Raw genomic sequence first — 15,113 nt, forward strand, 5'->3', positions numbered from 1 at the left:
TGAATGCGATATACCCCGGGTTCCTCCCTCCTCTTCCCCTTCGACTACGCTCAGGGTCAGAATCCACCCGAGGCTACTTTCGCTTCACCCTGCTGGGGTGAAAAACTGAAGCCGAAAACACCCCCAAAAACGCCCTGGCAGCGGCACATGGGGAGTGCCGCCGCCAGGGCGTCCAGGAAAAACCGATTTGTTCTAGAAGGTACCCATCGTCTGACGCAGGCTGTAGGAGCTGAGCGTCTTGATGTAGTTGCCGCGGTCGTAGGCCGCCTTGTCGGGAACCGAACGACGGCTCAGGCAGCCGCGGGTTTCCGCAAGCGCCGTGTACTCGCGCTGTTCCAACCAGTAGCGCACATCGGCAAGCACCCGCGAAATGTGCTGAATGCCGTGAATGTGCAGTGCCGAAACCATCATGGTGACGTTGGCGCCGGCCATGATGCTTTTGAGCACATCTTCGGCCGAATGTACGCCGCCAGTAACGGCGATGTCGGCCTGGGTGTTGCCGTAGAGGATGGCCGCCCAGTGCAGGCGCGACAGCAGCTCCGACGGTGTGGAAAGATGCAGCGTGGGCTTGACTTCGAGAGCCTCGATGTCAAAGTCCGGCTGGTAGAAACGGTTGAACAGAACCACGCCTTTTGCTCCGGCGGCTTCCAGGCGTGACACCAGATTTGGAAGGCTGGTGTACGAACGGGAAAGCTTGACCGAAACCGGAATCTTGACCGACGAGCAAACACTTTTGACCAACTCAAAGAGCTGATCTTCCAGTTGCGCCGCGGTCTGGTTCCTGTCGGTAGCCAGGGCGTAGGTGTTCAGTTCAATCGCGCTGGCTCCGGCCTGCTCCAGATCCTTTGCATAGCGCACCCAGCCGCCTGGCGTAACGCCATTCAGGCTGGCAAAAACAGGAATTCCAACCGCTGCACGGAGCTTACGCAGATGCTCGAGGTAAACCTCGTGCGTCATGTTGTAGTCCTTGAAGTCGGGCAGAAAGTCCAGCGACTCGGCAAAGGAATTGGTGCCGCGCTCAAGATCCGCATCGAGCGCCTCTGATTCCAGAATCAGCTGTTCTTCAAACAAAGAAGAGAGGACGAGGGCCGAAGCCCCCGCCTCCTCCATCTTCTTCACATTATCGATCGACTCCGATAATGGTGTAGATGCCACCATGATCGGGCCGCTCAGTTTCATGCCGAGATACGGCATTGACAGGTCGAACATTTCTCACCTCCGGCCAAAATGGCCGCGGGCTGCTACTCGGCCTTGGGAGCGATGTTCGGCGTCTCACCGCGGCCAGGCATAGCTGCACGAGCCGAGTATACACGCCACTGGCGCTCCACGTCGTCCTGAGCTTCAACCAGCAACTTGGCCGCCAGATCCGGATTGCTACGCGAGAGCATCGCAAAGCGATTCTCTCGGTAGATGTAATCCTTCAACGGGATCGAGGGCTGCTTGCTGTCAAGCTGGAACGGGTTCTTGCCGGTATCGCGCAGAGCCGGGTTGTAACGCATCAGCGGCCAGTGACCGGACTGAACAGCAAGCTTCTGCTGCTCAAGGCCATGGAGCAGATCGTATCCGTGCGCAATGCAGCTGGAGTAGGCGATGATGATCGAAGGACCATCCCACGCTTCAGCTTCCTGGAAGGCCTTGACGACATGTGCGTCGTTGGCGCCCAGAGCCACGCGGGCCACGTAAACCGAACCGTAGCTGACCGCTTCCATGCCCAGATCCTTCTTGCTGACCGTCTTGCCGGCAGCAGCGAACTTGGCCACTGCCGCACGCGGGGTCGACTTGGACATCTGGCCGCCGGTGTTCGAGTAGGTTTCGGTATCGAGAACCAGAACATTGATGTTCTTGCCCGAGCCGAGAACGTGATCGAGTCCGCCGAAACCGATGTCATACGCCCAACCGTCGCCGCCCAGGATCCACACGCTCTTGCGAACCAAGGAGTCAGCAATGGCACCCAGGTTGCGGGCATCCGAGCTGTCGATGGTGGCAAGCTTGGCCTTCAGGGCCACAACGCGCTCACGCTGTGCATTGATTTCCGGCTCGGTCTTCTGTACCGCGCTCAGCAGTGCAGTAGCCAGTTCTTCGCCAACCTGCGAAGCTACGCGCTTGAGCAGGGTCTGAGCGAAGTCTGTCTGCTGATCCACGGCCAGACGCATACCGAAACCGAACTCGGCATTGTCTTCGAACAGCGAGTTGCACCACGTCGGACCACGGCCGTCCTTGTTGGTCGAGTACGGGGTCGTCGGCAGGTTGCCGCCATAGATCGACGAGCAGCCCGTGGCGTTGGCAATGAACAGACGATCGCCGAAGAGCTGAGTCATCAGCTTGACGTAAGCCGTCTCACCGCAACCAGCGCAGGCGCCAGAGAACTCAAAGAGCGGCTGCAGCAACTGCAGATCCTTCACGGCGTTGTGGTTCAGCGTATTGCGATCCACTTCCGGAATCGACAGGAAGTAATCCCAGTTGGCACGCTCGGTCTCACGCAGCGGAACCTGCTCGGCCATGTTGATGGCCTTCAGGCTGGCATCGCTCTTGCTCTTGGCCGGGCAGGTGTCTACGCAGACGCCGCAACCGGTGCAATCTTCAGGAGCAATCGCCAGGGTATACAGGTTCTCTTCCTGACCCTTCCAGCGCGGCTTCGCCGTCTTGAAGGTAGCAGGAGCCTTCTCCGCCAGCTCGGGCGAGAAGATCTTGGCGCGGATCACGCCGTGCGGGCAAACCATGGCGCACTTGCCGCACTGAATGCAGGTGTCCTTGTCCCACACAGGAATGAACTGTGCAATGTTGCGCTTTTCGTACTGCGCGGTGCCCGTCGGGAAGGTACCGCCCGCAGGCAGTGCGCTTACCGGCAGCAGGTCGCCCTTGCCGTTGGCAATCTGACCAAGGATGTTGCCCACGAACGCGGGCGGGTTGCCGACCAGTGCGCCGGTGATGTCAAAGCTGGCGTCGGAAGCAGCCGGAACCGCAACCTTCTCCAGATTCGCCAGCGAGGCGTCCACAGCCGCGAAGTTCTTCTGCACAACCGCGTCGCCGCGCTTGCCGTAGGTCTTCTTGATCGACTTCTTGATCTGCTCGATCGCTTCTTCCTTGGGCAGAACGCCCGAGATGGCAAAGAAACAGGTCTGCATGATCGTGTTCACGCGCGAACCCATACCGGACTCACGAGCAACCTTGCTGCCGTCGATGACGTAGAACTCGATCTTCTTGGTGATGATCTCCTGCTGGATGGTCTTGGGGATGTGGTTCCAGACCTCAGAGGCGGGGTAAATCGAGTTCAGCAGGAAGGTAGCACCAGGAATCGCGGGCTCCAACACATTGACCTTCTCCAGGAACGAGAAGTTGTGGCAGGCGATGAAGCTGGCGCGGGTGATCAGGTAGGAAGAGCGGATCGGCGTGGGGCCAAAACGCAGATGCGAGGTGGTCATCGAGCCCGACTTCTTGGAGTCGTACACGAAGTAACCCTGCGCATAATACGGCGTCTCGGTGCCGATGATCTTGATGGAGTTCTTGTTGGCGCCGACCGTGCCGTCCGAACCCAGACCATAGAACAGTGCGCGGTGGGTCTTGACGTCTTCGGTCGAGAAGCTGTCGTCATAGGCGATGCTCGAGAAGGTCACGTCGTCGTTGATGCCAACGGTGAAGTGGTTCTTCGGCTTGGCCTTCGACAGTTCGTCGTAGATGCCCTTGACCATGGCCGGGGTGAACTCCTTCGAGCTCAGGCCATAACGGCCGCCCACAACCTTGGGCATTGCGGCAAAAGGCAGCTCGCTGGCATTCTCGGCCAGAACCGTGATCACGTCCTGATACAGCGGCTCACCGGCCGAACCAGGCTCCTTGCAACGATCCAGAACCGCAATCGACTTCACGGTCTTCGGCAGGGACTTCAGGAAAGCTGAGCTGTCGAACGGACGGAACAGACGAACCTTAACCAGGCCGACCTTCTCGCCATTCTTGACCAGCGTCTCTACGGCTTCCTCGGCCACGTCTGCGCCCGAGCCCATCACGATGATTACCTTCTCCGCATCAGGTGCGCCGTAGTAATCAAACAGGCGATACTGGCGGCCAATCTGCTTGGCAACGCGATCCATCACCGACTGCACGATGCCCGGAACGGCGTTGTAGAAAGGCTGGCAGGCTTCACGCGCCTGGAAGAAGACGTCGGGGTTCTGCGCCGTGCCGCGGAGCTTCGGGCGGTCAGGGCTGAGTGCGGCCTCGCGATAGGCCAGCAGGAACTTGTCATCGACCAGGGCACGGATCGTGTCGTCGCTGATCGGGTTGATCTTGGCTACTTCGTGCGAGGTGCGGAAACCGTCAAAGTAGTGCATGAACGGAATGCTCGACTCAAGCGTGGCGATCTGCGAGATCAACGCCAGATCGGCAACTTCCTGCACCGAGTTCGAACACAGCATCGCCCAGCCGGTCTGACGACAGGCCATCACGTCAGAGTGATCGCCGAAGATCGACAGCGCGTGCGTGGCCAGGGTGCGGGCCGTTACGTGCATGGTGGCCGGGGTCAATTCACCAGCAATTTTGTACATGTTCGGGATCATCAGCAGAAGACCCTGCGACGCCGTAAAGGTCGTGCCAAAAGCACCGGCCTGCAGTGCGCCGTGCAGCGCGCCCGCCGCGCCGCCCTCACTCTGGAGTTCTTCCACGATGGGCGATGCGCCCCAAATATTCTTCTTTCCTTCAGCGAGCCACTGATCCGCCCACTCTGCCATCGGCGAGCTGGGGGTAATCGGATAAATAGCTACTACTTCGGAAAGGCGATAGGCAACCGAGGCGGCTGCCTCGTTCCCATCCATAATGACCATCTTCTGTTCGCTCATTCGCTTTGCCTCATAGTGCGGCCGGCGGAAAATCAACCGCTACATGGCGAGTCTCAAGGGGGTGGGGGTTCTGGGGCAGTGATGCGGGACACATACAGCCACGCTCATACCGCACTGTGAATTTTTCCTCGTATAGCGATACGGTGCTTTTCTACTGTAATTCTGCAAAAAACCGCGTCTTTACTCAGCTTCCCCCCTCTTTCAAATGCTGGTACGCCCCGTATTTTTCAGCGGGAATCCCATCTACTGCAACGACATCGGACGCACTACGCTCTCCCGGCACCCCCCCTGAACTCACCCCAGAGCCACGGAAAGCTTGTCCATCCAATCGGCAATCGGAATCTGTTGCGGGCAACGCTCCTCACAGAGGCCGCAATGCTGGCAACTGCCTGCGCGCTGCTCCTCCGTCAGAAGGAATTGATAGCGAAGCTGAGCGCTGTCCAGATCGCAATAACTCTGCGCGTAATTGAACAGCTCAAAGTTGGTGGGAATGTCGATTCCGTGCGGGCAGGGCATGCAATAACCGCAGTGCGTGCAGCGGATCACCCTCCGCGCACTGTAGCAGGCCCGCACCTCTTTGATCAGCATCTGATCCTTGGTCCCAAAGCAGTGCAAATGCGCCTGCGCGGCCAAACGCAGATTCTCTTCCACCTGCTCCATGGCGCTCATGCCGCTCAGCACCACGGAAACCTCAGGCTGATTCCACAACCAGTTCAGCGCCCACTCCACCGGCGTGCGCTCCAGTGGAAACTGCGCCATGCGTTCACGCACTTCGCTGGGAGGATCGGCCAGCCGCCCACCCAGCAGCGGTTCCATCACCACCACACCCAGACCACGGTCGGCCGCCAGCTTCAGCCCGCGTTCCCCTGCCTGATACTCCACATTCATGTAGTTGTACTGGATCTGGCAGAAGCTCCATAGCTCGGTTGCGTCCAGAATCTCTTCGAACAGCTCTGGCTCGCCGTGGAAGGAAAATCCCAGATGCCGAATGCGGCCATCGGCCAGCGCCCGTTCCGCCTTGTCCAGCAGTTTGTAGGCCTGCACCGAATCTTCCCAGAAGCGCCGGTTCAACGCATGAAACAGATAGAAATCAATTTGGCTGGTTTGCAGCCGCTCCAATTGCTCGTCCAGGATCCGGTCAAAGTCCTCCGCTTGGCGAACAAGCCAGACCGGCAGTTTGGTAGCCACGCGCACCCGTTTACGATAGCCGTCCTGCAAGGCCCGGCCCAGCATGCGTTCGCTCTGCCCTTCGTGGTAGGTATACGCCGTATCCAGATAGTTCACGCCATGATCAATCGCGTGGCGGATCATGCGAATGGACTCGGCTTCGTCGATATGAGGGCTGTAGCGCTGTCGATCCGTGGTGGGAAGACGCATACACCCGAACCCCAGCGCAGAAACCTTGAACTTCAAGGCTCCGAAATCCCGGTGTTGCATAGGGATACCCCTTCCCTCCAAATTTGTTCGAGCAGATTCTAACTCTTCGTAAGCGAAATATTAGCGTTAATTATGAAGAATTCTCCCGACCGCTTTATATTCTTTTTCATTTTCTTTCTTATGGAAAATTCGCTGGGATTTGTTCATGCTGCCAACATTTTTCTTCCAGAAATACAAATGCACCGCCAAAGTCCGCCTCCTAGGGGCTGTTGACGTTTACGGCGATTCATTGCATAGGGCGCATCGGCAATCACGGTCCATGGTTGGATCGGAAAACTTGAGTTCCGTTTGGGGGAGACAAAATGCGCGTCGAGCGGGGTGAAGTTTTCTCTGCCCCTTGCGGGGTGAAAAATGAATGATCGATACGACCGATCCCATGAACCTCAACAGGCCTTTGACTATCCATTCACAATACGAGTGGTAGTGGAACAACTCTTCCAGTCCAAGAGGAATTGCCTTTCCCAAGGCTGCACTCCCTGCCGGAGACAGAATATTGCCGATGCATGCAATCCATTTGTACCCCTGCCGGGTTTGCCCGGCAGCGACCAATAATCGTATACTTAATTACGACCAAACAGGTCGTAATTGCACGCGCTGCCCGTCTGGCAGCAGGCTGGAGATCGCCGGGTGTTGTTAAGTGAGCTGAAGGTGGGCCAAAGTGGGGAGCTTCTGGGGCTCGATCTGCCGGATTCCGTCCAAAATCATCTGATGCATATGGGGTTTGTGCCTGCGGCACGGGTCAAGGTTCTGCGTCTGGCTCCCGCTGGCGATCCGGTCGTCTACGGCGTGGACGGCATGGAAATTGCCCTGCGCCGTGACACCGCCGAGGCCATCCGCGTCCGTATACTGGCCGGCTGTGACACTACTGAAGAATCCGAGGCAGCCCGATGAGCGATTGCTGCACCCCCAAACCCTTCGTTCCGCCCGCCAACCAGCCTGCCCCGGGCGAACTCAGCACGATTGTGCTCATCGGCCCACCCAACGCCGGCAAATCCACGCTTTTTAACCGCCTGACCGGCCTGCGCCAGAAGGTGGCCAACTTCCCTGGCGTCACCGTGGAACAGCGCCTGGGCCTGATGGCTGGCATTGGCCGCGACGACCTTACGCTGATCGATCTGCCCGGCATCTACAGCCTGGATCCTTACAGCGAAGACGCCCGCGTCTCCATCGACGTGCTGCAAGGTCACATGCCCGGCACACCACGGCCCGACGCCATTCTGCTGGTGCTCGATTCGCTGCATCTGACCCGCCAGCTGATGCTGGCCGCCCCCGTGCTTGCCACCGGCCTGCCCGTGCTGGTGCTGCTGAACATGAGCGACCTGATGCAGGAGCGCGGCGGCCACGTGGACGTGCTCAGGCTGGCCCGCGAGTTGGGCGCTCCAGTTGCCCAGATCAGCGCCGTCAAGGGCAAGGGTCTGGACGTCATTCCCCAGTTCCTCAGCCAAACAACCCATCGCGAGCCCGCCAAACCGCAGGAGCTGCCCGTACTGGGCAACGCCGCCAGCGCCCATCAGTGGGCCGCGCGCGTAGGCCGCCGCACCGGCTACAGCGCTCCGCTCACCGAAGCCAGCTCGCGCAAAATCGACGACATTCTGCTCCATCGCATCTGGGGTCCGCTGCTCTTTCTGGCCGTGGTCTTCGCCGTCTTTGAGGTGGTCTTCTCCATCGGCCAGCCGCTCAGCGACGGCTTTGGCGACGTGCTCACCCGCATGGCCGATCTGGTTCGCCCCCTGCTGCCCGCCGGATGGATACAGTCCCTCATTCTGGACGGCGCATGGAAGGGCATCAGCTCCGTACTCGTCTTCCTGCCGCAGATCCTGCTGTTGTTTCTCTTCATCGGCATTCTGGAGGACTCCGGCTACCTCTCCCGCGCCGCGCTGATCGCCGACCGCGTCATGCGCTCCATCGGCCTCAACGGCAAGGCATTCATCCCCCTGCTTTCGGCCTACGCCTGTGCGGTGCCAGCCATCATGGCCACCCGCACCATTGAGAACAAGCGCGACCGCCTGGCCACCATTCTGGTTACGCCCTTCATGACCTGCTCGGCCCGCCTGCCGGTCTACATCATGCTGATCGCGGCCTTCATTCCCAACACCTTCTACCTGCACGGCTTTGTAGCGCTGCGCACGCTGGTGATGCTGAGCCTGTATCTGGCCGGATTCCTGGCCGCTCTGGCCACAGCCCGCCTGCTCAAAAGCTCCGTACTCAAAAGCAGCGAAACGCCCTTCATTCTGGAGCTGCCGCAGTACCGCAGGCCCACCGTGCGTTCGCTCGTGCTGCGTCTGGTGGATCGCGCCAAGGTCTTTCTGCGTCAGGCTGGAACCATCATCCTGTGCGTAACTCTCGCCCTCTGGGTAATGGCGCACTTGCCCATACTGCATGACGCCAACGGGGCCGTGCAAACGCCCGAGCTCTCGCAGAGCCTGATCGGCCATGTGGGCCGCACCATTGAACCCGTCATCGCCCCCCTCGGCTTCAACTGGAAGATCGGCATTGGCCTAGTCAGCAGTGTGCTGGCCCGCGAAGTCATGGTCAGCACCATGGGCACACTCTACGACGCCCAGGCCTCCACCCACGCGCTGCCGCTGGAACAGGCTCTGCACACCGACCTGACGCTGCCCGCGGCACTGGCGCTGATGATCTTCTTCGCCTTTGCCATGCAGTGCACTTCGACGATGGCTGTAGTACGCCGCGAAACCAACAGTTGGAAGTGGCCCGCCGCACAATTCGTCTACATGCTGATACTGGCCTGGATCAGCGCCTTCACCGTATTCCACATCAGCACGGCGCTGCTGCGGTAAAAGCGGGTCAGCGGGTCAGCGGGTCAGAAAATCGGCAGGTCAGCGACGTTGGCGGAGTTAGCAAAGTAAGCCGATGAGCTGGCATGCGTTGCAGACGAACCATGCCTCTGGCAGTTTGAGCCGACACAAATACTGGGTGCCCCAGGTCCCGATTTTGGGACCTGGGAAGACACGAACTCAGAGCAGGAATTTCTCTCCTCAGCACTTTGCTTCACAAGTAGAATCAGTACACGCAGCCCCCTCGGTCAGGCCTTGTTTTGAAGGGGCACACCTTCAGCACGCCGCCAACAACGCTGACCTGCCGACCCGCTGACTCGCTGACTCGCCCCCGTTACAATACCCCCATGCTTTCTTCCCGCCACATCGACCTCACCCTCGACGAGCAGAACGGCGCACTAACGGTGCAGGCCGTGCGTGAAAACTCCCTGGTGGAGCAGATTGCCGCATTTATCGTAGCGCTGCTGCTGCTCTGTCTGCTCTGGGAGGATGGCGGCAAGATGGCGCAAGCTGTAGCTGCCGTGGGTGCTCTGCTGCTGGCTGTGGGCTACCTGCATGCCCGCCGTCGTCGCAACACCATCACGCTCTACGCAGGCGCAGGCGAACTGCGTACCGAGGGCCGCAACACGCTCACACTTCCCTTCTCCGATGTGCAGTTGATGCAGTACGACCCCGGCGATGAGGACGATCCCTGCGGCCTCTACGTCTTTGTGCCCGAGGCCTACCACTGCCTGCTGCCCTATCTGGACGAAGCGCAGACCAAACAGGTGCTACAGGCGCTCGAAGCCAACTTCCCCGGCCTGACCGCCAACCGCACCCCCACCGGTTCGCTGAACGACACATCCCGCGGCATGATGAACCTGTGGATCGATCAAGACAGGTAGACAGCCTCTGCTCTCCGCGTTTCTGCTATGCTCGGCGATGGAGGTTTTCCCATGGGCTATTTCACACGTGTCCTGAGCCGTCTGGACACGATCCCGGAGCTGGAGGAACTGGAGGAGTTGTTGCTCCGCGAGCATCCCGGCTGCCGGATTGAGGTTGAAGAGACAGACGAAGACGGGGAGTGGAATTCCCTGCTGCTGACCACCGTCGATGGCATTGAGATTGCCGCGCTCACCCGCAATCCGGTCTTCGACGGCTCCACCGGGCAAGATGAAATCGCCGACCTGCTGGAAGATGCCTGCGATGCCAAACCAGAAAGCGCTCTGCGCTGGCTGGAAGACTTCATGGAGCAGGTCCAGACCGTCTACGTCTTCCAGCACTTGAACGGATGGGAGACCGAAGAGGGCTCGGCCGCGCTGCATGCATTGCGCCATGGGCTCTGGGCACGCGGCGAAGCGATTCTGCAGGCCGACCACGAGGGCTTTACCAACGAAGAGGGCTACCACATCCTCTGGCAGTTCGCTGACACGGTTTCCGGCAGTTGGAACATGGCCGTTCTGGAAGAAGACATCTGGCGCAACTTCAGCATGGATCTAGGCGATCCCGGTCATCGCGAAGCCTTCTGGAATGGCGAAGTACCGCATGACGTAAGTGATCTGCGCCGCAAATAATTTGCCCAAAAAAAACAAAGATAAAAAGACCGCCCCTGAGGCGGTCTTTTTATCTTTCAGCAACAGAGTTACTTTGTAACTCGCCGCGCCGGAATCGACGGCACCACGATGAAGTGCGGAATATCTTCCGGACGGATTTTGAAGTGTGGATTGTAATGTTCGACGCTGGTGGCATACTCGGGCTCGGTGGAACGCCAGCTATAGAAACATACCGGGCAGTTATACACCTCCCAAACACCTTCCACCGGCGACTTGGTCACGATTTCGGTCTTGTGGGACTCGCAACGCGGGCACACAGGCAGAGCAGACGCATTATTTGCCATGGAGTAACTCCTTCAGCTTGTTCTCCCAGATCTCCGTGTGGAGCGGTGTATCGAGCGGCTGATCGTAGTGGCCACGCGTCTCGGGAGCAATCGGCGTAGTGGCATCGATAATCAGCTTGTCGGTGATGCCGATCGGCTCGGAACCTGGATCGAGCGGCAAAACAGAAAGATTGGGAATCGTCACAAGATCGTACTTGGGGTGCATCTTCGTTGAGATCGCCCACATCACCTGATTCAGATCGAAGGGATCAATCGTCTCATCCACCATGATGACCACCTTGGCATAACCAAGCCCGTGGGGCGTGGTCATGGCGCGCATGCCCACCGACTTTGCAAAGCCTCCAAAGCGGCTCTTGGTGGAGATAATCACCACCAGACCATGCGTGTACATGGCATTCACGGCTACCACTTCCGGAAAACTTTCCTTCAACTGCACATAGAGCGGCGCGCTGGTGTTGATGCCCATGTAGTAATCGATTTCGGTCCAGGGCATGCCCAGATACAGCGGCTCAAAAAGTGGATTGCGGCGGTACGACATGCGGGTAATCTCGATGACCGGCATGCGACGCGCACCGGAATAATGCCCGGTAAATTCGCCAAACGGACCTTCCATCTCGCGCACGCCAGCCCGCATCACGCCCTCCAGCACCACCTCGGAGCCCCACGGCAAATCCAGATTGCTGTAGCTCGAATGCACAATCGGGTAAGGCTCGCCCTGCAGCACGGCGGCCATCTTGTACTCCGACTGCGCGGGAAGAATGGGCATGCCGGCCACTACGCTGATGATCGGCTCATTGCTAATGGCAATGGCCACCTTCAGATCTTCGCCGCGCTCTTCAGCATGCGTAAAGTGGATGGCAATGTCATGCTCCGGCACCGGCTGAATGCCAATGCGATTGCGGCCCTTGACCTGCAGGCGGTAGATGCCCACATTCTGCTTGTCCACATTCTCCGGATCATCCGGATCGCGGCTCACCACACAGGTCTTGTCCAGATAAAAACCGCCGTCGTTGCGGTTCAGGCGGAAAAGGGGAAGCACTTCGAAAAGATTGATATTCTCCGCGCCTTCAACGACGACCTCTTGCCAAGGCGCATTGGCACGCTCCACCACTTCGCCGGGAAAGCTCTGGTAGCGACGCACAAACTCGTAAAACTGCTCTTTGACAGGAGTATCTTTCGGCATACCCATCATGATGGCGTGATTGCTCCACGAACCATGCACGTTCAACGCAATGCGCGCATCCGTGTAGCCCTGCAGCTTTTCAAACAGCAGTGCGGGGGCCGTATCCTTCACCAGATTGCTGATCGCCCGGCCTGCCGCGCCCAAATCCGGCTCCAGTGGGGTTTCCTCTTGAATGCGCAAGAGCTGGCCCTGCCGTTCAAGTTCCGACAAAAAATCGCGTAGTGTTGCAAACGCCATAATCACTCCTTCAGGACAGGGCTGGAGCGCTAGAGCAAAATCAGGGATGCCGTACCCGCAAGCCACAACTCCAAAGTTGCCGTGACCATCAGGGAACGGCAACCTTGCACGATTTTTCTGGGGCTACCTTTCCTGATTTTGCTCTGAAGTCCAGCCTTTGCTCTTGAGTTGATTATCCGCCTGGACCTGACGGGCAATGATTCTTTGTTTCTCCAGATTGATCGTTTATTCTTATAAATCATGATCGAAATCCGGCATCTGCGCTGCTTTGCCGCCGTGGCTGAAGAGCTGCACTTCACGCGCGCCGCCCAACTGTTGCATCTGGCTCAGCCCGCGCTCAGCCAGAGCATCCGGCAACTGGAAGAGGAGGTGGGAACGCCACTGATCGTGCGCAGTACGCGCCGAGTGGAATTGACCCCGGCTGGCCATAATTTTTATGATCGCGCCCGGCAGACCTTACAGACACTGGAGCAGGCCGTCAGCTCGACGATTCGCATTGCACGCAACAAGCAGCAATCGCTGATCGTCGGCTTTACCAGTTCCGGCCTTTACGGCGTCCTTCCCGAGCTGTTGAGCAAGTTTCGCGCCACCAGCCCTGAAACTCAGCTGATTTTTCGCGAATTCACTCCCGACGCACTGGTTGCGGCCATGCGTGCGGAATCGCTCGACGTAGCGATTCTGCACGGAACCATCCACGATCCCTCTCTGGAGTGCCAGTTGATTGAGCGCGAATCCTGCGTGCTGGCCTTGCCCGCGCAGCATCGGCTAGCGCGCAAACGGCGAGGCGTCTCCCTCGACGAACTGGAAGACGAAACCCTTCTCATTCCGCAAAAGACCAGTTTTTTCGGACTCTACGAAGCCTTCAGCATGGCCTGCGCGCGCCACGGCATCGTTCACCGCATCAACACCATGGCCCCCAGCATGCAGACGCTCATCGGCCTGGTTGCAACCGGGGCAGGCGTAGCCATTGTTCCGCCCTCCATTGCCCTGCCCCGCAAGGATGTTGTTTATTTGCCCCTGCGCGGGGAAAGCATCGAAATCGAGCGCAATCTGATCTGGTCCCTGCAGAATCAGGCTCCTGCCATCGCGCAGTTGCGACGTCTGGCAAAAAAGATAACCTAGGAGTCTGTCGCTCATAGCGTTTGCGATTTTTGCAGGAGATGTCGGCCTGGCTGCGCAGTACTGGATTTGTCTGTTGCTGTCAGTTTTTCTCTACCGCACCGTATCTTTGAGGCGCGACTCTGATTCGGATTCTGATCTTTCGTTGTTTTTACGCGTTTTGCAGTGCCCATCCGGAGCGAAAGAGCTTCAACAGATTGCTGACCGCGCACACCAGCCTCCACTCTCCGCTCACATTCTGTTTGCCGCGCATGCTGAAGCGACGAAAACCGCGGCACTCCTTGATTTGTCCAAAGACCGGTTCCACGATCGCCTTGCGTCTTTTGTAGACTGCGCGTCCGGCCTCGGTCTTCAACTTATGTTGCATTTGTTCTCGTGCCGTTGCATCTGACGGGGCTTCACCACAGGCTATCTCCGTTGGATCACTATGTTTGTCGCGGCCTGTGGCGATGTATAAGTCGATTTCAGCTACCGTTGCGTCGGTCACATTTGCTTCGCTGAAGTAGCCGGTATCAGCGCTGACTTTCTCGGGCTTTTGGGCAAGATTCTTTTCGATCTGTGCCACCATCGGCAGTAATTGTTTTTTGTCGTTCGTCTCCTGCGTAACCGCGGCGGCCACGATTACCTGCGCGATGGAATCGACCGCGATCTGCGCATTATAAGCCTGTAAAAAGCTGCCTTTATTGGCGCCATCCGGCATGATGCGGCTCTCCGGATCCGTGAAGTTGCGCTGATCCTTGTCTGCGGGTTTTGCCTTGTCCGGATCAGGGGGATTCGACTTGCGACCACGTTTCTTTTTGCCCGCGCGACGATCTTCTTCCTCGTCAGCCTGTTTCTTTTCTGCTTCAGCAAGTTTCTGCTCAGCCTTCTCGCGGGCCTCGTCTTCGAGTGCCTGCTTCGCTTCGCGAATCTTCTGCAACCGGCTCTCGCGTCGCTGTAACTCGTCGGGAAGTTCTTCGCCGTTCCGATCCTTGCCGTACTGCGCGTCCTCGTCGGCATCCGCTTTTTCCGCAGCAGCCAACAGAGCGTTGATTTCCTGCTTCAGGCGCGCCTCGCTCTCGGTCATGCGCTGGTAGCTCATCGCCTTGTGCTTGCTGGCGTTCGCCCTGATCTTTGTTCCATCGATCGACACATGACCCAGCTTAACCAGACCGGCTTTTGCGCACAGCAACAAGGCCTGCGTGAACAGTTCGGACAGCGCAGCCAGATGCCGTTTGCGAAACTCGGCCAGCGTGGCGTGGTCCGGATGCTGGTCGCCGGAAAGATAGCGAAATGCCACGTCTTCCCAGGTATGCTTCTCAAGCCTGCGTGAGCTGTAAACGCCCGTGGCATAACCGTACAAAAGAAGGCGAACCATCATCTCCGGAGCATAAGCCGACTGGCCGCGACCATCCTTCTCGCGATACGAAGCATAGATCGATTCAAGATCCAATGCCGAAACCACATCCACGACAAAACGAGCCAAATGGCCGTCAGGTAGCCAGTCGTGAAGGCTGGGTGGAAACAGAAGCGTCTGGTTGACCGTGTCTGGAAGGAAGTTCTGGCCCATAACAAAATCGTAATCTGCTGGGCCTGGTCTGGACCAGGACCTCGGGCAATTCTATGGGCGACAGACTCCTAGGGTGAGAATCGCCCTG

The 15,113-nt window shown here is 58.4% G+C and carries 11 protein-coding genes; 5 read left to right on the forward strand and 6 right to left on the reverse strand.

Annotated features, from left to right (window positions below; translation table 11 throughout):
- Positions 1 to 192: 192 nt before the first annotated feature.
- The 3 genes from ACOBR2_RS12565 to ACOBR2_RS12575 all read right to left on the reverse strand — a co-directional run bounded on the left by ACOBR2_RS12565 (position 193) and on the right by ACOBR2_RS12575 (position 6,263).
- Positions 193 to 1,209, reverse strand: a complete 1,017-nt coding sequence (locus ACOBR2_RS12565; RefSeq protein ID WP_420236456.1) for a dihydroorotate dehydrogenase-like protein — start codon at positions 1,207 to 1,209, stop codon at positions 193 to 195.
- Between the two features lie 32 nt (positions 1,210 to 1,241).
- Positions 1,242 to 4,826 (reverse strand): pyruvate:ferredoxin (flavodoxin) oxidoreductase, encoded by a 3,585-nt coding sequence (nifJ, locus tag ACOBR2_RS12570; protein WP_420236457.1) that lies wholly within the window; start codon positions 4,824 to 4,826, stop codon positions 1,242 to 1,244.
- 294 nt (positions 4,827 to 5,120) lie between these two features.
- Complete coding sequence (locus ACOBR2_RS12575) at positions 5,121 to 6,263, reverse strand: aldo/keto reductase (protein ID WP_420236458.1); 1,143 nt, start codon at positions 6,261 to 6,263, stop codon at positions 5,121 to 5,123.
- A gap of 585 nt (positions 6,264 to 6,848) precedes the next feature.
- On the opposite strand from ACOBR2_RS12575, the gene ACOBR2_RS12580 reads away from it, so the two are divergent.
- The 4 genes from ACOBR2_RS12580 to ACOBR2_RS12595 all read left to right on the forward strand — a co-directional run bounded on the left by ACOBR2_RS12580 (position 6,849) and on the right by ACOBR2_RS12595 (position 10,614).
- A complete protein-coding gene (locus tag ACOBR2_RS12580) occupies positions 6,849 to 7,154 on the forward strand; it encodes a FeoA family protein (protein ID WP_420236459.1) in 306 nt (101 codons plus the stop codon).
- Positions 7,151 to 9,064, forward strand: coding sequence for a ferrous iron transporter B (gene feoB, locus ACOBR2_RS12585; RefSeq protein ID WP_420236460.1), 1,914 nt, complete (start codon positions 7,151 to 7,153; stop codon positions 9,062 to 9,064). Before ACOBR2_RS12580 ends, feoB begins: the two co-directional genes overlap by 4 nt.
- A gap of 344 nt (positions 9,065 to 9,408) precedes the next feature.
- Positions 9,409 to 9,945: a hypothetical protein gene (locus ACOBR2_RS12590; protein ID WP_420236461.1), complete on the forward strand. Its 537-nt coding sequence runs from the start codon at positions 9,409 to 9,411 to the stop codon at positions 9,943 to 9,945.
- 51 nt (positions 9,946 to 9,996) lie between these two features.
- Positions 9,997 to 10,614, forward strand: a complete 618-nt coding sequence (locus ACOBR2_RS12595; RefSeq protein ID WP_420236462.1) for a hypothetical protein — start codon at positions 9,997 to 9,999, stop codon at positions 10,612 to 10,614.
- A 68-nt stretch (positions 10,615 to 10,682) separates the two neighbouring features.
- On the opposite strand, the gene ACOBR2_RS12600 is transcribed toward ACOBR2_RS12595, so the two are convergent.
- Together ACOBR2_RS12600 and ACOBR2_RS12605 are read right to left on the reverse strand one after the other, a co-directional pair.
- The gene (locus ACOBR2_RS12600; protein ID WP_420236463.1) at positions 10,683 to 10,937 is read right to left on the reverse strand and encodes a non-oxidative hydroxyarylic acid decarboxylases subunit D; all 255 of its coding nucleotides are present in this window, start codon (positions 10,935 to 10,937) and stop codon (positions 10,683 to 10,685) included.
- Positions 10,927 to 12,357 carry a non-oxidative hydroxyarylic acid decarboxylases subunit C gene (locus tag ACOBR2_RS12605; protein ID WP_420236464.1) on the reverse strand — a complete coding sequence of 477 codons (1,431 nt, stop codon included), beginning with the start codon at positions 12,355 to 12,357 and terminating at the stop codon, positions 10,927 to 10,929. Before ACOBR2_RS12605 ends, ACOBR2_RS12600 begins: the two co-directional genes overlap by 11 nt.
- Positions 12,358 to 12,597: 240 nt before the next feature.
- Between ACOBR2_RS12605 and ACOBR2_RS12610 the strand changes: the two genes are divergently transcribed.
- Entirely contained in the window at positions 12,598 to 13,479 is an 882-nt protein-coding gene (locus ACOBR2_RS12610) for a LysR family transcriptional regulator (protein WP_420236465.1), read from the forward strand.
- A gap of 148 nt (positions 13,480 to 13,627) precedes the next feature.
- Here the strand turns inward: ACOBR2_RS12610 and ACOBR2_RS12615 are convergent, their stop codons facing one another.
- Entirely contained in the window at positions 13,628 to 15,025 is a 1,398-nt protein-coding gene (locus tag ACOBR2_RS12615) for an IS1182 family transposase (protein WP_420236173.1), read from the reverse strand.
- Between the last annotated feature and the right edge of the window lie 88 nt (positions 15,026 to 15,113).

The sequence above is a fragment of the Telmatobacter bradus genome (genome assembly GCF_048629425.1).
GTDB classification, from domain to species: domain Bacteria; phylum Acidobacteriota; class Terriglobia; order Terriglobales; family Acidobacteriaceae; genus Telmatobacter; species Telmatobacter bradus.